Origin of the sequence: Clostridium sp. AF36-4 (assembly GCF_003435975.1) — a bacterium.
Lineage (GTDB): Bacteria > Bacillota > Clostridia > Lachnospirales > Lachnospiraceae > Eubacterium_F.
The window spans coordinates 39,187-62,663 of record NZ_QTVH01000016.1 but is presented as its reverse complement, the minus strand read 5'-3'; the positions used below and the strand labels follow the sequence as shown (position 1 = coordinate 62,663).

Below are 23,477 nucleotides of genomic sequence, written 5' to 3'. Positions count from 1 at the left end.
TATCGACCTCCAATCGTTAGATTTTTGGTCTAACATTTGGGGGTCGGTACATTTCCTGCTTTTAGGTTGCTTGCAGATGCATCTTTTCAAAATTCATGCAACTCTTTTATCTTTTTATAAAGGTTAAGGTTGCATAAGGCTCTTATCCACATCAAAAAAAGTCATCAAATGACTAATTTCTGCCAATCAGTAACTGGAAGGCTTTTGGAGTTTCAGTAAATCCGCCCACTTCTCATCCTTCGGTACTTTTTGCGATTACCTCATCCACACTTACAACCTCCGGTGCTTCAAGTGATGTTTCTTTTGCATCCGCGGCTTCTATAGGGTCTTCCAATTCTTTTTTCTCCTCATCGTCCCACAGCGAATCATACTTTTTCCGTTCTTTAAGCTTTGCCATCATCTGTGCGTTTTTCGCCATCTGATACAAATCACTGTCGAATTCCATAAGTTTTTTCTCGTCCGAGCCGGGAACGATATCCCCGTGGAACATGCGCATTGCCACCGCAAGAATTTTACCCATTTCCTTATAATAATCCCCTTCTGCTTCGGCATTTTGCTTTGCGCTTACCATCTCACGCTCAGCATCCCATTTGTCCATAAACTGGTGAATGAAATCATCATAAATCTTCTGCTGGTCTTTCACCGCATTGTACTGGAGTTCCAAAACCGCTGCCTGTTCCCCAAACAGTTTGTCTCCTTCGGGAACACGCTTTATCAATTCCTTCGTCTCATTTAGTTTTTTAGACAATTCAAACGCCGTTGAATTGTACTGCTTATGTACTGCACTGAATTTATTCCGCAGTTCTCCTAACGTCGTCATGCAAACACCTCCTTGTGTTCTTTTCGCAAATCCATTTACAACATATCTGTAAGTATATTATCGGCAGTTTTCCCTCATAATATTACAACTTGACAAATCTGCCCCTTTCGTACTAGAGTAAGCATAGAAATATTTTTATTAAGGAGAAATCAAAATGAGTGAAGAATGTACGCACGACTGCTCCACCTGTAGCAGCAATTGCGGTTCAAAAGACCCAAAAAGTCTCTTAGTAGCACCACATCCAAATAGCAAAATCGGCAAGGTTATCGGTGTCGTCAGTGGAAAGGGCGGCGTAGGAAAATCAATGGTTACCGATTTACTTGCGGTTGAATTTGCGCGCCGCGGATACCACTGTGGTATCTTGGATGCCGATATTACCGGTCCTTCGATTCCGAAGGCATTTGGTATCACCGAAAAAGCGCAGGGAAATGAAACAACGATTTTCCCTGTAAAATCAAAAAAATACGGCGTGGATATTATGTCCATTAATGTCCTTTTGGAAAATGAAAGTGACCCGGTTGTATGGCGTGGTCCGGTGATTGGTGGAACGGTTCGCCAGTTCTGGTCTGACACCCTTTGGGATAATGTCGATTATCTGTTTGTCGATATGCCGCCGGGAACCGGTGATGTTGCACTTACCGTATTCCAGAACATTCCGATTGATGGCATTGTCGTTGTTACAAGTCCGCAGGATTTGGTTTCCATGATTGTCGGTAAAGCAATGAAAATGGCTTCTCTTATGAACATTCCGGTTCTTGGTCTCGTGGAAAATATGAGCTATGCGCTCTGCCCTGACTGCGGTAAGAAAATTCATGTATTTGGTGAGAGCCACATCAGTGAAATTGCTGAAGAGTACCATGTACCGGTACTCGCCCAGATGCCAATTAACCCAGCACTTGCTTCTGCCTGCGACAACGGCACGGTAGAGGATTTGGATTGCTCCTATCTGGAAGATGCTGCGCTTGTTATTGAAAGAGGTCAGAAATAGTGGATACAAAAGTCTGTTATTTATTTGGGGCAGGGGAACAATCCCCCTGCCATATCGAATTAGGAAAAGATGATTTGGTCATCGCTGTTGATGGCGGCTTTGACTATTTAGAAAAAATCGGACTGCGTGCCGACTATGTGATTGGTGACTTTGATTCCGTTTCGGCGTCCAGCCATCTGCCATCCGACTGCATCCGACACCCAAAAGAAAAAGATGATACGGACATGATGCTTGCCGCACGACTTGGTTTGGAAAAAGGATACACAAATTTTGAAATTTATGGCGGTTTAGGCGGCCGCTTAGACCACACATTAGCTAATATTCAGACGCTTACATTCTTAAACCGGCATAATGCCGTCGGAACCTTAATTGGAGATGACTATGCACTAAAAGTTGTCACAAACGGCGTCATTACATTCGGAAAAGATTTACCGGAAAATACCACCGGAAATATATGTTCCGTCTTTTCTTTGAGCGACGTGAGCACAAATGTCACCATTCAGGGATTTCATTATGAAGTAGAAGGGGCGACCCTCACAAATTCATTCCCTCTTGGTGTCAGCAATGAGTTTACCGGCAGAAAGGGAAGCATCAGCGTGTCAAATGGCACATTAGCTGTTTTGTGGAATCGCCCTTAAATTTTCTATTTATATTTCTATTTTATTGAATCAAGTCCGAGTTTTACGGCAATCATTTTGTCAATCGGACAGGTACTCTGACCCTTGCCATCCGTTCCTTCCAGATACGTGGTGGCAGCGGATTCAAATATCATATACACTTCATCTCCCACAACTTCTACTTCCTCTACCATTGGCGGCAGTGCTACGGCAAGTTCTAACTCGCCAAGCATCGTATCATCGGTCGCATCTGCACGGTTATACACCTGTAATTCGGATAAAAATCTCTTCTTTGTACTGTTTCTTCCATAGGAACAGCTAAAGATTGTACGGTCTCCGGAAAATGTAATTCCCTGCACATAATTCGGTGTGCTGCGGTACAACACATTGCCACGGACATCCAAAATAATTTTTCCAGTCAAAATCTGCTCTGTCGGCTCCGCACCTTCGGTTTCTGCCGGAATTGTACGGTGAATTTCCAGCGTTACCGCAGTTCCTTTCGTACATTTTTCCAGTAATTCCGAAAGCTGTTTTACACTTGTAATCAGCTCATTATTAACCGAGTAAATAACATCTCCTTTTTTCAGCTTTTCTTTTGCTGTAGCAGAGCTTCCTTTTTCCGCAAGTAAAACAGAGGAAGAAGAGTACACTGTTGCAACCTGAACACTTGTCTTTGCCTCATTTTCTCCGGTTGCTTCTGTCTGTACTTCTTTTGTCTGGATTCCCAGATAGTCCTCTTCAGCAGGATTCGTAACAATACGAACCTGATTTAATTCGTTTGTCTTTGCATCGTACTCATATGCATACATACGCGGTGCACCGGTATCATTTTCCTCTACTTCTTCGTCCGTATCTTCATCCTCCGAAGTGTCACCTGCAACCGGTGCCACACTAAACTGTGCCACCCACAGATAACCGTCCTTTTTATTGTAGGAAATCGTCGATGGTTTTGTTGGAATCTGATGTAGTTCCACTTTACCGGACGACGTATATTCTTTTTTGCCTGTCGCATATTTCACCAAATCCGACAACGTAATGCGCTCAAGTGAATACATTCCTGTCGTTTTATCTTTGTTTGAGTGGCAGACCCAGATGTTTTTATTTTTCTCATCATAAGTAATTCCACCCACGTGGCTCTTCTGGTCTTTTAAAACTAGCGTCTTTAAAAATTCGCCCGTCTTGTTGTTGTAAACGAAAATGCAGCTATTGTGCAAATCATCCATACAGTATGCCGTCGTAAGCATATAATTTCCTGCCATACAGACACCCTGCGGGCAGAGATTGTTACACTGAATATAATTTTTTGTCCAGTCCTCATCTGCTGTCGGTGCAAGACCAGGCATCTGGTATTTATCCACAATCGTCCATTTTAAATCTGTCAGTTTTTTATAATTAGTAAATCCCGGAGACAGCGGACTCTTCGACGGATAACTGTATTTATTAATACTGTCATAGGTACTGAAAACACGTACCGGTTTTTTGTTAATCGTAACGGTGACGGAAGTCGAAGCTGCCTTATAATTTGCCGTTGCTGGCACACTCATGGTTACCTTTGTCGAAACTTTCTTAATCGTATCTTTTGTCTGCTTGGACAATGTTTTACATGTCTTATCAAAGGTTTTAACAATCGTAACCTTACCGGCTTTCGTGACTTTGATCACACCAGTTGTCGCGCAGGCATATGTTACTGTTCCACCGCCTTTCGATGGTTTAGCTACAATCGAAAATGAACCATCTCCTTCAACGGCTGAATATGCTGCTTTGTCCGGTACTAGCAAACGACTTGCTTTTTTTATCTTAAAAGTTTTTCTTTTGCTACCCTTATATTTGGCTTTTTTACCTTTTTTAGCCTTCTTGGCTTTAATTGTAACTTTCGCCGTTCCGGCATTTTTATTTTTTGTATACTTGACCGTATAATCCCTGTTTTTTTTCAGTTTTTTCTTACCAAGTTTTACGGTAACAACTGGTTTTTTTGCTTTTCCATTATATGTATAACTGCTCTTTGCCAAAGTAATTTTTGCTTTTTTCAATGACTTTGGCTTCGTCTTTTTCTTTGCCTGAACATTCATCCCACCAATTAATACAGTGGAAAAAAGTAACAGCGCTAACAATAGTATTCTTTTTTTACACTTCATATTTTACGCTTCCTTCCTAAAAAAATGTAACTGTCCTTTACCGAACAGTTACATTTAATCATGCAATCGTGGCAAAACATAGGCATCCTTACTTCAAATTTACCCACATCGTCGGACGTATGCAGGCACCATTTTCGTCCACCGGGAAACCATAGGTAATAATATCCCCCAGTGCAGAAACATACGTCGTTGCCGTGGCATCTTTGCCCGGTGTACGCAGCCGCATTGTCTTTGCCTTTGCTTTCAGTTTCTTCTTATACTTGGTAAACTCCGGCTCATTCATCAAAAATACTTTATCTTGCGTATTCTTGCCACCGTCCGTCCCAAACTCTTCGTTTGCAACATTTGCAACATTTGTAGTCAAAATCATCGCCAATTCCTCCGGCGTAAATTTACCGTCCTCAAGGAATTCACCATTCAGATACTTTCGCAGCGCACAACTCTCCCATGTAACCTTTTCTGATTTATCATGGTAGGGATGTTTATTATCTGCCATATATTTTGTAAGCAGAGCTTTACCATCTGTACGCTCCAAAACCATCCAGTCACAAGTTCCAAACTTCACAACACCACCAATTTTCACTTTTTCGATGGCTTTTTTCTCAAGCAAAACAATCTGATTTTTACAATCTTTATAATCGCCCAGTTTTTCGTATGTGGACGATGCCCATTTATCAAAACCAACTTTTGCAGAAAGTCCGGCCAACTGATAACGGGTTGCCGGAACATTATAGCAGACAATCATTGCAACAATAACCACAAGCACAACCCATTTTGCAATTCCTTTTTTCTTGTTGTCGTCTTCTTCCTGTTTCTTCACTGTTGTCGTAACAGTTCGTGAAATCACTTCTCTCTCCGCCGGCAATTTCTTTTCCCATTCTTTTGCAAGAGCAGCACATTCTTCACTTAACGCAGCACACTCTTCACATCCTTCAAACGGAGTCTCTTTACCTAACTCATCCATCTGTGCGAAATCTTTTGTAAGACGCACGTAGATACGATAAACATCTTCATCTACTAAAAGGCATCTTGTCGCTCTCTTTAACGTCTTTAACTGGACAAACCGTTCCGCCGGCGTCAGTTCAATGACCTCTTTTTTCTTTTTCTTCTTATCTCCCTTTGCCATGCACTGGAATCCTCCTTTGTCTCTTATGCGGACTGTATTGGTAGTATAACATAGATTGTGTCTAATTATCAACTTTTTGACATCTTTTGTTCCTCATACGAAAAAGAAGAAACTATCATTCGCATGAACATTACTGTTTCCCGATTTGTAGTTTCTTCTTTTCTTGTTCCAATATTTATTCACAAAGAATTATTTTTTCTTCTTTGAATAAGTGACTGCTTTCTGCTCTTTTTCTCCTTTTCCGGAAAGAACATACCACAATGGTGATGCTACACATACTGATGAATAACATCCGGAAATAATACCTACAATCAACGGAATTGCAAACTGGCGTACGGAATCTACACCGAATACTGCCAATACAAATACCATGATAAAGGTAGTTACCGAAGTATTAATGGAACGAGACAATGTCTCTGTAATACTCTTGTTAATAATTTCCGCAAGGCTTGTTCTTGACGTAGCCTTAGCTTTATTCTCACGAATACGGTCAAATACTACGATGGTATCGTTGATGGAGTATCCGACAATCGTAAGCATACATGCAATAAAGGTACTTCCTACCGGAATAAATGCGCTTGCCACTACATAAACAGTCAGCACAGCAATTACATCATGAACAAGTGCCAAAACAGCACTGATACCGGTTGAAAGTTTACGGAAGCGAATCCAGATATAAAGCAACATACAAAGTGTCGCAATCAGAGTTGCTACAGCTGCATCCACTTTCATTTCATCACTGACAGAACCACTGATGAACTCGGACTCAATTTTGGTAGATTCATCCACGCCAAATGTTTTCGCCATCGTTGCTTTCAATTCTTCCGACTTCTGCTCACTGAGTTCCTCAGTACGAACAACAATCTTTGTATTATCAGCAACCGAAATTTCAACACTCTTACCGCTTCCAATAACAGATTTTGCAGTATCTTCTGCTTTCTGTTTATCTTCATCGGTTACAGTCTTAGATAAGTCAACAGATGTTGAGTTACCACCGGCAAAATCTAAACTATAGTTAAATAATGGACCACCGGAAGCAGCACGGACAACAAGTCCTGCCACACAGATTACAACAACAGCTCCGGAAATAACAACATATTTCTTCCAGTTACCAATAAAGTTAATTGTCTTACGCTCTTTCTGAATACCATACATTGAAGTATTTGTCATACCCAGTGCACAGAATGCTTTCATCAAAAGTTTTGTAATAAACAAAGCAGTAAACATAGACAACACAATACCAATACCAAGTGTCATCGCAAAACCTTTTACCGTACCGGAACCCTTGAGATACAGTACCAAAGCAGCAATCAAAGTTGTCACGTTACCATCGACAATGGCGGACATTGCTTTGGAAAATCCATTATCAATCGCAGACGCTACCGTCTTGCCGGTTGCCAATTCCTCGCGGATACGTGTAAATATAATACAGTTTGCATCCACCGCCATACCAATACTCAGGATAATACCCGCAATACCGGGCAGGGTCAATGTTACATTCAAACCATTCAGTGCAAGCAGCATAGCACCTACATAGAAAATCAATGCAATGCTGGCTGCCACACCGGAGATGCGGTACATAACAATCATGAAAATGATTACGAGAATCAAACCAACAACGCCGGCAAACAAACTGGATTTCAATGCCTGACTTCCCAGTGTTGCTCCTACTACGTTACCATGAATATTTTCAAGTTCCAACGGAAGAGCACCGATACGTACGGTAGAAGCAAGCTGCTCTGCGGACTCAGAAGTAAAACTTCCCGAAATCCAGCACTCACCGCCGGAAATCTCTTCTTTCAGGTTTGGTGCAGAAACTAACTTCTCATCATATACGATGGCAAGCTGCTCACCAACATGCTCTCCGGTAATCTTAGCAAATTTCTTAATTCCTTTGCCTGCAAACTTAATAGAAACACCATATTCAGTCTTTCCGGTGCCTTCCTGCTGTCTGCTGCCGGAAGTTGCCTCACCAATCATGTCACCGGTCAAAAGGACTTTCGATTTGTCGTAAACGACTTTATCACCTTCGTTTGGTGTGCCGCCTTTTTCAGTCTTCAGATCTGAATACAAAATGAAATAAAGCGCTCCAGCTTTACCAAGTTCCTTCAAAACCTCTTCTGAATCACTGGCACCCGGAATATCGATTGTGACACGGTCACTGCCTTCCTGATATACAGCGGCTTCCGTGCTCTCTAATGTTTCCACACGTTTCTGCATCTTGTAAATCGTGTCTGCCATGTCTTTATCGGTTGGCTGTTCACCGGTTCTCTTACCGGTACTATCAGTCTTGTAAGCCTGATATGTGACACTCACGCCACCTTCCAAATCCAATCCAAGACGAATGTTCTTTGCGCTTCCTCTGTGTGCGCCACCAATTCCCCTTGCTGCTACAAACGCAAACGCTGCAATCAGCACAAGAACCAGTAAGACCTGTAAAACGCCCTTTACTTTACTGTTCATGTTACTTATCTCCTTTACTATAAATCCTTACCAGGGTCTCTTACTGTAAAAATCCCCCTTATCGAGCACTGCTCGAGATTAGATTATATCACAAAACAATTGGTTCTTCAAGTATAAAACAAAAGCGGCTCGCGCCCTCTTCCCTTAGCTCCAAGCCTTGACCCATTCGCCCTGACGGGCTCATGGACGGCTCGCGCCCTCTTCTCTTTGCTCCAAGCCTTGCTCCATTCGCCCTAGCGGGCTCATGGACGGCTCGCGCCCCCTTCTCTTTGCTCCAAGCCATGCTCCATTCGCCCTGACGGGCTCATGGACGGCTCGCGCCGTATATAAAAATAAAAACAGCCCTTCATTTGTGAGTGAACTCACAATGAAGGGCTGTTTTTATTTTTATGCATGGCTTGGAGCTTAGCCAAAGTATCTCTTTAACAATCCCTCGAATGCTTTGCCATGTCTTGCTTCGTCTTTTGCCATTTCATGAACAGTGTCATGGATAGCGTCTAAGTCTGCTGCTTTGGCACGTTTTGCAAGGTCGAATTTACCCGCTGTTGCACCATTTTCAGCGTCAACACGCATCTGCAGGTTTTTCTTTGTAGAGTCCGTCACTACTTCACCAAGAAGTTCTGCAAATTTTGCCGCATGCTCTGCTTCTTCCCAAGCTGCTTTTTCATAGTAAAGGCCTACTTCGGGATAGCCTTCACGGTGTGCTACTCTTGCCATAGCAAGATACATTCCTACTTCTGAACATTCTCCTTCAAAGTTTGCACGAAGATCAGCTACGATGTCTTCGCTGACACCCTTAGCAACTCCTACTACATGTTCTGCTGCCCATTCTCTTTCGCCAGTCTGCTCTTTGAATTTTTCTGCCGGTGCCTTGCAAACCGGGCACTGCTCCGGTGCACTGTCTCCTTCGTGAACATATCCACATACGCTGCATACAAATCTCTTCATACTAATACACTCTCCTTTTGATAAATTAGTTTAACCACTTTTGTGATTTATAAACATTTTTTACAGATGCCGTAAAAATAGATTTCATGTCCTTCTATTTTTCCGGGAAACTCGTCATCCATCTTGGTATCCAATTCAAAATCCCAGTCGGCTTCCAAATCGATTACCTGTCTGCAACGACGACAAATAAAGTGATTGTGTGGGGTGGTCGTTGCATCAAAATGCTCTACCCCGTCACCACAGTTCAATCGCAAAATCTCACCACAGTCTGCTAATAAGTTTAAATTTCGGTATACCGTTCCTAAACTTATCTTAGGAAATTCTTCTCTAATTTTCTGATATACCTGCTCCGCAGTCGGATGAGACTTTGTTGAACGCAGATAGACTAACACAGCTTCCCGCTGCCTGCTATACTTGAGTCCAGCCATATCTCACGCTCCTTTTTGATAATAGTAACTGTTACTGTTATCACTATATATCATTTATCTTTGCTTGTCAATACTTTTTCTCAATAAATTTTATTTTTTTCACATTCGACATTTTTCTACATAATATATAGTAAAAACAAAAAAGGAGTTTCTATGAATCTTTCAAAGAAACCATTAGCAATGGCATATGTCCCATGGCAGACTTTTGAAAATGTCATGGAGGGCGAATGTGCCTTAAGACACGGCACCATTTTCGAAGATTTAGTTTTTCCGTTTGTTGGTGCACAGGCTGCCTGCCAGGCAGACCGCAGTCAAAACCACTCCCATTCCGGTTCTTGTGGCTGCCATAACCGACAGCCCTATATGCAAAACAACTCCTGTGGAAGGCGAGGTGTTTATTGATGAATCAAAACAGACATTCAAAGCATCAGAAAATGACCGCTGTACGTGAGACCGGATTCTGCATGATTGACGCCGGTATGTATCTGGATACTCATCCTTGCGATGGCAAGGCAATGGATTATTTCAACCGTTACCAGCAGATGTACAAAGAAGCCGTCTGCGATTACGAAAAACACTGCGGACCGTTATTTTTAACCGGTATTGATACAAACGATGGCTGGACCTGGACCGATGAACCGTGGCCATGGGAAGGGGGGTGCAGCTGATGTGGACGTATGAACGACGACTGGAATACCCAGTCAATATCAAAACGCCGAATGCGAAATTGGCAAAAGTAATAATCAGTCAGCTGGGTGGACCGTAGTGCTGAGAGTTATAAAAAGATTTTTTCACTTTAGATTGTCCTTAAAATAACATAGAATTCACTGAAAGTAAAGGGATTTCAGGCTTTTAAATTTCTTTCACCTTTTTCAAACTAATCCATTGCCATTTGTCATTCTTTTTGTTCAACAAACGCCCCCAGGCACCAACCACCTTAGAAATCTTAACAACCTCTCCCGGATTTATGCTGCCAATTTTATTTGTAGGTTTTACACCCTTAGATGAGCGGATGGCTGCTGCCTTTGTTACTTTGGCTCTGTACTGATAATTATACATAATCTTGTTGTAAAGATGCTTCCATTTCAAGTTGCCTTTACCGATCATCGGCTCTGGACACGCTTTGCCGTTGACGTCCCAATGTCTGATGATAGTCTTTGCATTCGGACAACGTTTCTGAATATACTGTACTAATTGTCGTACCGCAAGCATCTGTTCCCAGCTTACACCTTTTTTGCAATCACATAATTCGATGGACACACTGTTATCATTCGTACACTTTTTATAATACGATGCAGCCCCCTTCTCACGGGTGTAGAAGTGGCCAACCGCCCAGGCAGTATATTCCATTGGCACGGACTCCCAAATCTCAGATTTTTTATCCACAAAGAAATGCGCACCCGCTTCTCGCGTGTTGCCAGTAGCGTAGAAATCAGCATTGTTCTTCGCCGTATCTCCTTTGTTACCGGTAAAATGTATGACAATGTACTTTATGTCCTTTAAACTCCTTTTGCCTCCATAACTGATTGATTTTGCTCTTCTTTTTTTAATCTCCATTCGTTTCACCTTCCTTATCTGCTGTAATCCAGTCCTCAGCAAGCATATCTGCCTGCGATGCAAGCCATCCCATTTGAACACCGGAAGTACCAACAAATGCAATTGCCTTGTTACCAATTGCATCATGCTCGCAATTTACAATTTCTCCACCTGTTGACACATATGAAATGCCTGTTGCAAGCTGAATATATTGTTTTTTACCATTCCACCCCTTACGGGCAACTTTCTGTCCAATTTTTAATCTTCGAATTGCTTCACCAAATGTAAATGTTTGAACATCTAAATCCTTTACATCTGCCTCGTCAACAATCTCCCAATCATCACGAAGAATAAAATCAAGAGTATATCCAACATTTTTTGTCTCCCGAATATCAAGAGTTTTCCCATCTTTACAATGCATCTTAATGGAATTATCTTCCCATTTCCAATATCCTCTCCATTCTGGACACTTTATCAATGCTCCCTGTTTAAGTGCCTCATATGCTTTCTTAAATTCCATTACTCATCAACCTCCTCTTTATTCTTCAACACATCAATCCCCTTTTCAATTGCTTTTGGAATGGGAATTCCCATCAGACCAGCGTTTTCGATCAGACTAATCGTCTCATTAACAATAAAACCAATCACAGTAGCATCTTTTATAAATGTAGTTCCAATTGTCATATCCAACCGACAAGCCACCAATACAATAAGCAGGGTAACACCTTTCCGGCATAATCCTTTCCATCCAGCATGAGATTCCAGCGCACCACTCTCTGTTTTTTTGCTCTTTTTAAAAATTCCAGCAACCATAAGACCGGTAACATAATCTATGCACATAAAGATAAGAAGCGTTGTCATTCCGGAAGTCCATCCTCCAAAAAAAGACGCCACGGTACTTCCAACCAGTCCGCAAATCGTACAAATCATCTGTTTCATTCTATAAGTCCCCCTTTGTTTTTTTCTCAGTATAGCAAAGGAACTAGAAGTTTTACCCCCTAGTTCCCATGCGAACCACCTATTCCTCATTCCATTTTTTAAACGTATCGCTTGTATAGATGCATTTACCTTTTATTTTAAGTTTATACAGTTTCTGCATAATGAGTTGTTTCTCATGAGTATTTTTAGCACTCTGAAACCTGTCTTTATACTCAGAAGATAATTTCGAACGAATGGACGCAAATGCTTTCTTCTCTTTCTTACTTGCACTAAGTTCATGCTTTTCATCATCCTTTTCAATTTTTGTCATTGCTTCCTCGTACATCTGTTGTAATATTTCTTCGTAACCTTTTCCCTCCTCAATGGCAGCAACCAAATCATCGCTCTTGTAAAAAGAAAGATAATCATGTGCATCCTTTGCACCGGATTCCGTTTTGTCCTGCATCTTATTTAATACACTATTAGTTGCAGCTACAACTTCATAATGATTAAATCCCATTTTTATAAGTTTGTTGTAACATTCCATATAGCCATCATGATTTTTGTCAAGACGATACTGTGCCGCTTGCTTTACTAAATCATTTCGACTTGCCAGCTGGTCCTTTACCGCTGTTTCCACATCACCTTCACCTTTCTTACCATTTTGTTTCATCTTCTCACGGTATTGAGCAGCCGTCTTTTTGTCACCATCCATAAGCGCATCATAAATTTTCTTTCCATACACATTCGCTTTCGGCTCCTCTTTGTCCGTCGAAAACGAAAACAAGCCTTCCCCGGATGTCACATCCTCAACATTCTTCCAAATACCAACCGCTACATTTTTTACGTTGTCAACCGGAATACCGCACATTTTTGCCACTACTCCAGCCGCATCAAAAAATGCATTCTTTATCGCATCCTTTCCATTCTCAGCCTCCTCGTCTGAATCGCTGAATGCATCAATTACTCCATTCCCCATTTTCACGATTGATTCACATAAAGAAGATATCTCACTAAACAGGGATACTTCAATTCCATAATACTTTTCCTTTGTAATTGCCGAATAGACAAGGTTATACAATTCATTACCGCCTATAAAACTACCGGACAACGAACCCAACACCCCATTCATCCACTCAGACATAACACTCTCCGTTGTTAGTTCATTTTCATCATCACGATAAGGATTTACCTTATGCAAAAGACCTCTTGCCAAAAATGTCATCGTAGAAAGCACTGCTGCCGATACCAGCTGACTGGATACTGCCCAAGCGAATTCCTTTCTTGCCTGTTTCTTCTGCTCCTTGGTTCCATTTTGGTTTTTCGCATGCAGATTGCATGCTGCATCATATAAAATACCGCCATTTTGCATACGCTGTGTCATAAACATAAACATGACTTTTTTAATTTTACTTGGATCACGCAAATAATCCGGTCGCTGCATAACTGTATAATTTGGCTGTGTATCTTCTACGCATCGATTAAACACTTCTGCCACTTGTCGATAATACGCATCGGTTCCCTTTTTCAAGGACTTATAATTTGCGTCCACATAATATTGTGACGCATACCAAATTCTTCCAACCGTAGCAACATCAACCTTTTGTATCATGTTCTTTACTTCTTTTACCACCGGCATACGATTGGTAAGACTATTCAAATTATCAATATCAGCCATTTCCTGTGTGGAATTTCCTTTATTTCGATACCATAAAAGTGGCGTATATTTTGCAATCAGTTCTCGGTCGGCACTACTAATCGGAAGTCCGTGTTTACCTCCCTTTGCAAGAGCTTTCATCACCGGCTCCCAGCCAAGGGTGGCAACTGCTGTCGGATAAGATGCCGCCTGTTTCATAATAACCGACCAGTTCCCGGTCAGAACAGACCCCGCAAAATTTCCACGGAGCATATCAAAGACCGTTGATTCCCCGGTTCTCGCATTTTGCAAATCCGAAATCAGGTTATCAATATAATTAGACGCCATCCTGCCCCACACATCCTGCATTGCCTTATGAACCGTATCGTCTTGTACTAATACCGATTTAGCGGATACATCTTCACTGTCTACATCTGTTACCTTCCACGTAGACCCATTATATACCTTGTTAAAATTCCTGATTGGAATGGCAAGACCACCAAACTCTGAGGTAATCTTCAATGACCTCTGTGCTGTATCAATGATACTTTCCAATACCAATGGTTTTGTCGATTGTACACGCTCCTTCAAAAAGCCGGCACCTTCCAAAGTTTTATCCATTTTCAAACCGGTAATATCCGTTGCTATATAATTTTCATCAACAGAAATCGGATAATAATTTTTCTCATTTGCTTTTTTAAATCCGTACAATTCCATTGAGGTCTCATTAATCACACTACCGGTGTACTCGTGGAACAACTTTTTAAAAGCACGAAGAACCTTTTTCTCTTCCGGGGACATGGCATCCTCCATCGCCTGAATTTTTGCCGAAGTTACTCCTACAGCCTTTTTAGTTGTATTATAAGCCCCTTTTTTATCCCCCTTCAAATATAAGTCCATATTTGGCATAGTGACACCACCATAAACCATATGTCGCAAATTGTCCTTATTCATACCATGCATGACAAGAGCCATACGCATTCCTTTCGTCACTTGTACCTTCTTGCCATCCTCATAAACAAGACCGGTGTCAACCATCCCCTGCTTCTTATCAAAAGTTTTCATCAATTTTACGACATTTTCGTCCTCCATCACATCCGCAAGAATAGCTTCACCATCTTGCTGGATTTTCAGCATTTTACGCTGTCCTTCATTTAACTCACGCCATTCCTGCATAAACTCTCCATCCGCATATCCGGTAATCCGACGGAATGCCCGATAAGAGTTTAAAGATTTCAAAGTAAACTCCGGAAATTTTCTTATGACTTTATGTGTACTCATAAATGAACTTACACCTTTTGCCGAACGCACCTCATGAATGACTCGTTCTGCTGCCTTTCTGGCATTTGTTTCCCCTTCTTTACGAATCAGCTCAGTTGCCCTTCGAATCGTTTTATACACCATTTTCATCGCATCATATACTTCATCCAAATCCGCAGATGATAAATCATAAATGCTGTTTCCATTATTCTTAAACTTATTTGCAATACGCTGTAATTCATAGTCAATATCCTCATCATATTCCGATGCAAAATTGTAATCCGGATCATTTTTCATTTTCTCAAAATACTGTCTCGCATCATCTAACGCATTATATAATTGAGTTCCTTCTTTCGCACCCAAATTGACAGCCTCGCACACATCAATTACAGACCGAACCAAATCTTGTGGCACATACATCCCCTCTTTTGGTTTCATCAGCATCTGACGCATCTGTTTATGTAACCGTCGAATCTTATTCTTTGCTTCTGTCTGTTTTTTCTGCTCAGATAAATTCTTACGGTACTGACGATTCTCAATCTTCATTTCCGCAATCTTTTTATCCTGTCCTTTTTTTAATCTCTCGATGTACCTTTTTTGCTTTTCAATCTCATGCTGATACTTACGAATCAATTCTCCATTCTGTGTCGTCTCAATCACATTTGCATAATCATGTATCTTAGCATACGCCTCACGGATTCTCTGATTCTTGTTTTTTATCTGGTCATTCATACTCACCTTTAATCCTTCAAGGAATTGCTTTTCACATTCCTTGCGATAATCCTGGAGCATGGTAAGATACACTCGGTTTGCTTCCTTCCACTCACGCTCTACGGCGGCATCTGCCTTATCCTTAAACGTTTGTCTCTGTGGTATCATACTCATTTCCTTGTAAATATTTAAGGCAAGGTCATAAGATGCCTGCTCAATATCCTCTCCGTATGCATTACGATATGTTGGCCGCAATCCATCTAATACAGTCATTACCTCTGCTATCATATCACCGTCATTGGTATCCGCCTTAAATAACTCCGGATACTTCTCGCTTAACTCTCCCCAAACCTGATCAAGAGTCGTCCCCTCCGAAACAATTCTAAGCCGTCCGAAATTACTCTTGCGAAACTCTCCCATACTTCCATACATGTAATTTACTTCACTTTTCTGGGCTTCCGACAACGCAAGTTTTGTTTTACGGAAATACTCTCGTAAATCTTTGTACTCGTTATACAATGTCATATCTTTTGCTGTGCTTTTTTCAAGGACACCTCGTGCAATCTCAGAAGTAATCTTTAATGCCTCTTTATAATCCGCACCCTCTTCATTCATATAAGCATACAGTTTTGTCAGGTTATCCCGAAATGTTTCTGCATCAAAGGACGAATGATATTTTTTCAATATTTTTTTGCATACTGCCTCTACACGTGCCGGTTCCGGAATGGTTTTCTTTCCCGGCTTAAATTCACTCTGAAGCATCTCCACAACTTTCTTTAATTGCTCATTTTCTTCTACCAAACTTTCCTCTGTTGTCATAGTTTCTGCCAATGAATGACGCAGTTTTTCTGCACGCTCTGATACATGAAGGGAATATTTTTCGCCTTCACCGGATATAATGTTCTTGACAATCTCTTTGTATCGTGCTAGATTGTTACTATAATCCTGATGAAGTAAGCCCCCATGGGATTGGCCCATGGGCCACACTGCTTCATCAGGATTTACTTTTATTATCCGGTTTTCTTTACGAGCACTTTCAACATAATTCTGTATTGATTTCTTCCCATACAAACTGAGCATAACATTAGCAATCGTATGTTCACCTTTAACACGTCCACTACCATTGGGTTTAATTGCTGCAATAACAACATTTCCCTGATTGTCCTTTACATTTGTTACCAAAATTACATCCGCATTATTTTCATTTGTATTTGATTTTATAATCATTGCTGGTGTTTCTAATTGCTTCTGTAGTTTTGTAAATAATCCTTTTCCCAAACCATGATAATTTGTTTTTGGTTTAAAACGATTTTCTTTTTTTGCCTCTTCTTGCGTTTTTATTGTCGAATACACATGTTGGTTCGTCATAAGCATTGGAAGATCATTCCAGCCTAGTTCCTTCAACGCTTTTGTTGTTTCTCCCAGATAAACATGCGTGTAATCTTTTGGTACGGTATCATTTAGCACATCATCTATCTGCTTATCTAGGTCAACACTAATAGAGTAGCGACTGTCCTTGTTTTCTCCACTATTGGCTTCTCTACTATTTTCTGCACGCTCTGATACATGAAGGGAATATTTTTCGCCTTCACCGGATATAATGTTCTTGACAATCTTTTTGTATCGTGCTAGATTGTCCTTATAATCCTGATGGAGTACGTTCCCTCGGAATTGGACCGTTGGACCCACTGCTTTATCAGGATTTACTTTTATGATACGGTTCTCCTTTCCAGCTTTTTCGACATAATTATGAAGAGCTTCTTTTCCATACATGCTTAACATAATATTAGCATCTAGCGTTGCTGTTTTCTTTCTTCCTACCCCATTTGGCTTAACTGCTGCAATGACAACATTTCCATTCTTATCAACAACAGAAGATACCATTACCAAATCTGCATTATTTTCTTTGTTATTGGATTTAATTATCATCCATGGTCTTTCAATGTCTTCCAACACTTGCATAAACTTTTCTTTGCCTAAATTATGATAATTTCTTATTTTCTTATATCTTGCACCCTTATCTTTCTTCTCGTTAATCACACTATACACATGTTGGTTCGTCATAAGCATCGGAAGGTCATTCCAGCCTAATTCTTTCAATGCTTTCGTTGTTTCCCCCAAATAAACATGCGTATAATCTTTTGGTACGGTGTCATTTAGCACATCATCTATCTGCTTATCCAGATCAACACTAATAGAGTAGCGAATGTCCTTGTTTTCCTTTGTTGGTTTTTCATTTGTCATTTTACTATCTTTGTTCTTGACATTCCCCACAATGTTGGTTAGAATTTCTTCAAGAGATGGATTGTTGCTAGGGTTGCTTATAACTTTGTTATAGGTCCTAGTCTTGAACAACAATTCATCTCTTTTTATGGTTGCTACTTCATGCATATAAAATCTTTGCTTCGCATTTTCCCTACGCAATACAACAGCCATTATATATTTGCCACATATTTTTTCCTGACTTCCAACAATTTCTATTGGTGCCGCAATTACAACTCTCGCATGACCTTTTCCTTTATAGTTACTGCTATAATTCACTATTTTCCCGTTCTTAATAATATCAGGAATTGCTTTAAAGGAAATTGCCTTCGCACGACCAATCCCATGTGATATATCATCTTTTACTCCTTTGCGGCTTAACTCAACATCCCCTAACATTTCATTATAAACATTATTGCCGATATCATCGAAAAATTCTGCAACTTGGTCAACAAGTTTTATTTTCCCCTTTGAAAATTCCGTTTCTTTCACATTACTCACCGTCGGCATATTTGCAACATCTTTTAGGTTCGTTTTAATATCATCTTGTATTGTATCCGGAATTACCTTGACCGAATACTTCCCTCTTTTCTCTTTTTCTTCACCCTTATTATTACTATCCAATTTCTTGTAGTTCTCCCCCGCTTTATCCACGGCATCCATGAACATCTGCTGAATCTTTTCCTTCTGTTCCACGTTGAGTTCTGCTGCCAGTCTGGCCGCTTTTGTCATAGGAGTATCATCAATATATTTTTTTATCTTTTCAAATACATGCTTTACCAAATCTGCGATTTTCTGAAATACATTTTTCTTTGCATTCACATCCAGCTTCGCATCTTTCATTACCCAGTCAATAAAGTTTTTTGCCCCGGCTTCATCATAAAACACACCACTGACAGCATCGTTGATTAACTCTCCTGCAGCATCCTCATAACTTTTTTCACCTTCCACCTGCTCATAGGCTCTTTGATAAGATTCAATTAAGGCGTGGATATCCTCTGCTCCATGTTTCTCTACCAGGTAATTAAGCATCACTCCCATTAATTTCTGATACTCTTTTTCCGACATTACCGATGCAAATTCCAAAGATTCATGTATCACTACACCAAATTTATTTTCTGCATCTTCCGCAAATGCCATCTGTCCTCTATCCATATTCAATAAACCATTTACCGTATCTGCATCTTTATCTGTGAGGGTATTTAAATCCAATACATCCAATCCGGTTTTCTTTGCCAATTCTTTTTTCATGCGAACAAAGCTATCCTTATCCTCCGAAGCATAGCGGTAATCTTCATATTCACCTTTTCCTTTTTTTTGCGCCGGTGCAACTTTGTTTTCTGCCTCTGCTGCCTTTGCGTTTTCTCCATGTACCTTTCCTAATTCATACGCAAGACGCATTGCTCCCTTGTCACTCATTATACGAAATGACTTAGACGCCTGCATCATTTTATCAAAACTGATACTTCCCAATCTTCCCATACGATATGCCATACGGAAATTATTTGCATAAACACCGGCATTATCCTTACCATTGTAATAATCCACAAGTGCCGTTGCCGCAGCCGCATTATCCATCTTTGATGCAATGTTAAACAAATTCTGTGTACCTTCATCCTGAAAAGACAAGTCTGCAAGATTTACTACCTCACCATCCGTAGTCTCTACTGTAGCCGATTCTTTCCCAATTTCCCGAAATCCTTTTACCTTTACTTGTTCGTCAGATGCCGTAAATGCCGCATTCTCTGTCTTTCTAAAATTAGCATTCGTAACATTTTCTGACGGTGCATCATTCTGCTTTGTCTTTTCCGGCTGTAGTTCTTGTACCTCAACCGGTCGCTGATTCCGTTCCATTCCCTCGTCAAGATTCACACGATCGAATGTAGTATCTATATTAGCAGTAGCATCTTCCTCCTGCTTCGACACAGACTCCTTCTGCATCATCTCGCTTTTCTGATTCAGAGATACTGTCCTTTTCATTGCATTTGAAACAGAGGCATCCATAATGTCATACAATGCCTGCCGCTCGGATTCGAATTTTGCATATTTACTCTTTTTAGCTAACTCCTGTGCTTTCTCGCGTGCCATCTGGTCGATTTCTACTCCCAGACTATCCGGCACACCACGAATGGCATCTTCATACGCCCTTGCAAGTTCTCCGCTCGTTCTTGCTTCTGTAAAATTATTTTCAGCATTTTCCATGATGTCTACTGAAATTTTACCGTATTTTTCCGTATCATCTTTTGCCTTCTCGTAAGTGTCCATACCTCTTTTTGCAGCATATGCAAGTAAATCTGTGCCTTCATTTCCCTCTGTAATCGATGTCCCATTCTTTTTCACTAATGACTCATACTGTGCTTTCGAATACACATTTGCATAGGTACCAAAAAGACCACCTGAAAAAGCCCCTGCTGCCGTGTCCTCTGCTACTTGTATCAAGAAGTCTTTCCGTGCATTTTTCTTTGCCTCATCCTTTGACATTCCCTGCTGGATATAATTTTTAACATTTTCATTATACTCACTTTTACTTCCATTAACTGCACGGTCGACAAATGCATTTGCAAAGTCCGAAGCAAGTTCTTCTGATCCTTCTACCGCCCCCTGTTTTACAAGATTCTTTGCAAAATCGCGAAACTGTTTTGGATTTGTTGTTTTTAACGCCTCAAAACTATCCAGTGAAAACTTTTCGCTTGCCCACTCTGCCAAACCGGCTCCCAATCCGGTAATCAAAGACTGTCCGGCACTTCCTGTTCTCTCATAGGTGTCCATGTACGATTGATTTGCCGCATTTGCTCCCATCAACGCACTAGCTGCCCCACCTGCTAGCTTGGTTCCCTTAACCCCTTTCGTCACAAGAATATCCGCAGCAGAATCAACCGTGGACATTCCAGCATTGTAAACAAATTTACCGATATCATTATCGATGCCTTCTGACACGGTCTGTCTTACATTATTCGTATAAGAACTGTATGGATGGCTGGCATGATTAATGGGATAAGACTTATCCGATGACAGGTTTTTAACCGCATGATTTACATCCTCTGCAAGTTCCAACGGTGAAAGCAAGTTTGACCCCACACTTAACGCACTAGATACTACCGGATGTTCGTCTGCTATTTTTCTTGTCCCTTCATCCCATGCCTCCTGTTCTTTATTATCTGTGTTAATGTTCTCGCTGTCGATAATGTAATCTACATCAATTCCTTTTTCCTTTAATTCCTTCAACTTAGGAAATTTCTCATATGCTTGTGACAAATAATCCGGATTACTGCTTACTTCCAGCTTGTCCTGTATCGTCGGAACTAAATGATTTTTATCTGCACTGTATTTTCTTTTCTCTACCCACACATAATCTGCTGCCTTTTTTACTAACTGCTTATCGGTATCCCCCAACTTATCGTATTCATGCTCCAGCTCTACACGTGGTTGATTACTCTCCAGTTCTTTCATATACTCAACATTATCCTGGTACTTATTCCACAAACTGGTGTATTCCTTGTAATCTTCCCACGATACACCTTTTTTTCCTAACTTTTCCTCAAAATCTTTTGGCTGAACTTTTTCCCATTCTCCCGAAAATCCCCGTTTAAACAAACCACTATCTGCGATTCTGGACTTAAACAAGTCTTTATTTTCCTTTACATTTGCAAGCGTTCTCTGTAGTTCATCATATCCCATCAAGGATGGGTCCTTATATTTATTGCCTGTGGAAGTATAAAATTTTTGATTTTTTCTTTTCTCTAATTCCTTTTCTTTCTTCTCCTCCAGTTCTCTCTGCTTTCTTCTCTGCTGTTCCTGTTTTTCCCTTTGTTCCCGCCTCGGAATTTCCGACAACATATTATTTTCTGCCTTTGCTGCATTGCGAATCAGAGTATTGGTTCTCTTATACTTTTCACTGTTCTTTTGCGTTCTTTCTTTAATTTCTACTGCTTTCTCTGCCAATCGGCGATAACGGGATTCTGACTGATTCGTATAGTCGGTATCCGAATACTTTTTATCCTCACCATAATAAGAATCAGCCTTTGCTCTGGTCTCACTTGCTATTTTTTGTCCCTGCATATCTCTTTCATACAACTTGTCCTGACTCTCAAAATAATTTGATATAATACTCCCGGAACCGGATGCATGAGTATTCTGTTTCTTTTTCTTATTTGCCATAATATATATTCTCCTTACTTTTTCTTTTTGCTTTTCTTTGAGGACTGTTTCTTTTTGTTTTTATTCACCTGTTTTTCCAAATAGTCATTGTAAGAGCCTACTGTCTGTAACTCCCTGCTGCTAGGCAGATTTCGCATAAAATCAACATAGGATAATGTAGTCTTCGCATCTGCTCCGGCCGCCACTGCACTGTCATAGGTTGGATATTTGCTTAATCCTCTCGTAGTAGTTCCATCAGAGGTTATATATGTCGGTAAATCCTTTGCTGTATATCCCAACAAAACACTCCACACATAATTGCTTTGGTCAGCAGATAACACGCCACTCTTTTCCATATTGTTCAAATATTCTGCGATACCCTGCGTGTCATTGTTCTTAGCCAATTCCTTAACCTTCGACTTAATATCCGTTGGAATCTTAATCCCACCGGTTGAAGATGCCCCTTTGCCCGACGCACTTCGTTTACTAGCGGATGCAGCAGCGGCCTTAGCTTTTTTTGATAACTGGTAATCCTTATTCTGCCAGTAATTGGATGCGTTCTGCTGCTGTCTCCACTGGCTGTTGCCATTTTGCTGTTCATACTTCCACTGCTGATTAGATACATTCGCAGTATAGTTGTTAAAATCGTTATTATATGCCGCATCATATCGATTCGCATAATAGTTTCTGTCATCCTGCCAATCGCCAACCTTGTCCCGATACTTCGCATAATCACTTTCGTCAAGTCCCTGATACATGGACAAGTCGGATCTCTGATTATCCAAATCCGTCTGATAACGGTTGTACGCTGCCTCGTACAAACTAGGAATTATATTATTCAAGGCTGACATGTTTTCCTGATACGCAAGGTTGCCGGCCGTAGCCGCATAAGAGTTTCCATATCCTCCGGACAACGCGGCCGCCTGCGCCGTTGCATTCTGCATCCCTAACTGTGCCTGCCTCTGATACTGGTCCTTATAATTCTGATACAAAGCATCCTTTGTATAGTCATAGGAAAAACCTTTGCGATTTGCAATCGCATCCGCCAATCCGGTTATCTGTGTTCCATACTTACTGGTATAAGCTGCCGGCCTTGCCTTCTCCGTCTTTTGCAACGTACTCTTTGCGGCGTTTACTGCTTTCGATGGCGTATAAGACTTTATTGTCGGTGTCTTGACAGTTGTTGCTTTGGTGATTGTTATTTTACTGCTACTGCTCTTCTTTTTCGCCATAATCCTCATCCTCCTCTTCTATGATGGGTTCCTCTACCACCGGTTCCGAACCCCATATTGCAAACACGGCATTTACCACATTTTCTGTCTGCTCCTTCAACAATTCTTCTCTTCCGGATACGGAATTGAGATAGGTTCGTCTATGATTCTCTCCAACCTGAGATTTCACTTCTCCATCAATTAGTACCTTTCTTGTTAAGATGCTCACACTCTCTGTCGACAACATATCTACCGTTTTTTCTTCGTTAATTTCCATTTCA

The 23,477-nt window shown here is 40.8% G+C and carries 16 protein-coding genes and 1 pseudogene; 5 read left to right on the top strand and 12 right to left on the bottom strand.

The features are described 5' to 3' along the window. Window positions 1-232 precede the first annotated feature (232 nt). Window positions 233-820: a hypothetical protein gene (locus DW005_RS09515; protein ID WP_022377179.1), complete on the bottom strand. Its 588-nt coding sequence runs from the start codon at window positions 818-820 to the stop codon at window positions 233-235. 154 nt (window positions 821-974) lie between these two features. Here DW005_RS09515 and DW005_RS09510 point away from each other — a divergent pair, with 154 nt between their 5' ends. Beyond that, a complete protein-coding gene (locus DW005_RS09510) occupies window positions 975-1,808 on the top strand; it encodes an Mrp/NBP35 family ATP-binding protein (RefSeq protein ID WP_022377178.1) in 834 nt (277 codons plus the stop codon). Further along, complete coding sequence (locus DW005_RS09505) at window positions 1,808-2,446, top strand: thiamine diphosphokinase (RefSeq protein ID WP_022377177.1); 639 nt, start codon at window positions 1,808-1,810, stop codon at window positions 2,444-2,446. The genes DW005_RS09510 and DW005_RS09505 overlap by 1 nt, the downstream gene beginning before the upstream one ends. Before the next feature lie 17 nt (window positions 2,447-2,463). Here DW005_RS09505 and DW005_RS09500 read toward each other — a convergent pair whose 3' ends face one another. The 5 genes from DW005_RS09500 to DW005_RS09475 all read right to left on the bottom strand — a co-directional run bounded on the left by DW005_RS09500 (window position 2,464) and on the right by DW005_RS09475 (window position 9,525). Continuing rightward, on the bottom strand, window positions 2,464-4,560 hold the full coding sequence (locus tag DW005_RS09500) for a PDZ domain-containing protein (RefSeq protein WP_117479113.1): 2,097 nt from the start codon (window positions 4,558-4,560) through the stop codon (window positions 2,464-2,466). 88 nt (window positions 4,561-4,648) lie between these two features. Then, window positions 4,649-5,686 carry a DUF6273 domain-containing protein gene (locus DW005_RS09495; protein WP_117479112.1) on the bottom strand — a complete coding sequence of 346 codons (1,038 nt, stop codon included), beginning with the start codon at window positions 5,684-5,686 and terminating at the stop codon, window positions 4,649-4,651. Window positions 5,687-5,875: 189 nt separating this feature from the next. Beyond that, window positions 5,876-8,149 (bottom strand): protein translocase subunit SecD, encoded by a 2,274-nt coding sequence (secD, locus tag DW005_RS09490; protein WP_117479111.1) that lies wholly within the window; start codon window positions 8,147-8,149, stop codon window positions 5,876-5,878. Between the two features lie 405 nt (window positions 8,150-8,554). Beyond that, window positions 8,555-9,097: an NADH peroxidase gene (locus DW005_RS09480; RefSeq protein WP_117479109.1), complete on the bottom strand. Its 543-nt coding sequence runs from the start codon at window positions 9,095-9,097 to the stop codon at window positions 8,555-8,557. Between the two features lie 47 nt (window positions 9,098-9,144). Then, on the bottom strand, window positions 9,145-9,525 hold the full coding sequence (locus DW005_RS09475) for a transcriptional repressor (RefSeq protein ID WP_117479108.1): 381 nt from the start codon (window positions 9,523-9,525) through the stop codon (window positions 9,145-9,147). 153 nt (window positions 9,526-9,678) lie between these two features. On the opposite strand from DW005_RS09475, the gene DW005_RS09470 reads away from it, so the two are divergent. The 3 genes and pseudogenes from DW005_RS09470 to DW005_RS09460 all read left to right on the top strand — a co-directional run. Beyond that, entirely contained in the window at window positions 9,679-9,927 is a 249-nt protein-coding gene (locus tag DW005_RS09470) for a spore coat associated protein CotJA (RefSeq protein ID WP_117479107.1), read from the top strand. Then, window positions 9,927-10,193, top strand: coding sequence for a spore coat protein CotJB (locus tag DW005_RS09465; protein ID WP_117479106.1), 267 nt, complete (start codon window positions 9,927-9,929; stop codon window positions 10,191-10,193). Before DW005_RS09470 ends, DW005_RS09465 begins: the two co-directional genes overlap by 1 nt. Then, window positions 10,193-10,288: pseudogene (locus DW005_RS09460) on the top strand (manganese catalase family protein); the annotation flags it as partial. The gene DW005_RS09465 and the pseudogene DW005_RS09460, both read left to right, overlap by 1 nt. A gap of 89 nt (window positions 10,289-10,377) precedes the next feature. Here the strand turns inward: DW005_RS09460 and DW005_RS09455 are convergent. The 6 genes from DW005_RS09455 to DW005_RS09430 all read right to left on the bottom strand — a co-directional run bounded on the left by DW005_RS09455 (window position 10,378) and on the right by DW005_RS09430 (window position 23,473). Further along, a complete protein-coding gene (locus tag DW005_RS09455) occupies window positions 10,378-11,082 on the bottom strand; it encodes a peptidoglycan recognition family protein (RefSeq protein ID WP_181975011.1) in 705 nt (234 codons plus the stop codon). Next, window positions 11,072-11,581, bottom strand: a complete 510-nt coding sequence (locus tag DW005_RS09450) for a DUF2829 domain-containing protein (protein WP_117479103.1) — start codon at window positions 11,579-11,581, stop codon at window positions 11,072-11,074. The genes DW005_RS09455 and DW005_RS09450 overlap by 11 nt, the downstream gene beginning before the upstream one ends. Continuing rightward, window positions 11,581-12,000 (bottom strand): phage holin family protein, encoded by a 420-nt coding sequence (locus DW005_RS09445; RefSeq protein WP_022377216.1) that lies wholly within the window; start codon window positions 11,998-12,000, stop codon window positions 11,581-11,583. Before DW005_RS09445 ends, DW005_RS09450 begins: the two co-directional genes overlap by 1 nt. 79 nt (window positions 12,001-12,079) lie before the next feature. Next, window positions 12,080-22,006: a hypothetical protein gene (locus DW005_RS09440; protein ID WP_117479102.1), complete on the bottom strand. Its 9,927-nt coding sequence runs from the start codon at window positions 22,004-22,006 to the stop codon at window positions 12,080-12,082. Between the two features lie 14 nt (window positions 22,007-22,020). Continuing rightward, window positions 22,021-23,217, bottom strand: a complete 1,197-nt coding sequence (locus DW005_RS09435; RefSeq protein ID WP_117479101.1) for a hypothetical protein — start codon at window positions 23,215-23,217, stop codon at window positions 22,021-22,023. Continuing rightward, window positions 23,195-23,473 (bottom strand): hypothetical protein, encoded by a 279-nt coding sequence (locus DW005_RS09430; protein WP_022375925.1) that lies wholly within the window; start codon window positions 23,471-23,473, stop codon window positions 23,195-23,197. The genes DW005_RS09435 and DW005_RS09430 overlap by 23 nt, the downstream gene beginning before the upstream one ends. Between the last annotated feature and the right edge of the window lie 4 nt (window positions 23,474-23,477).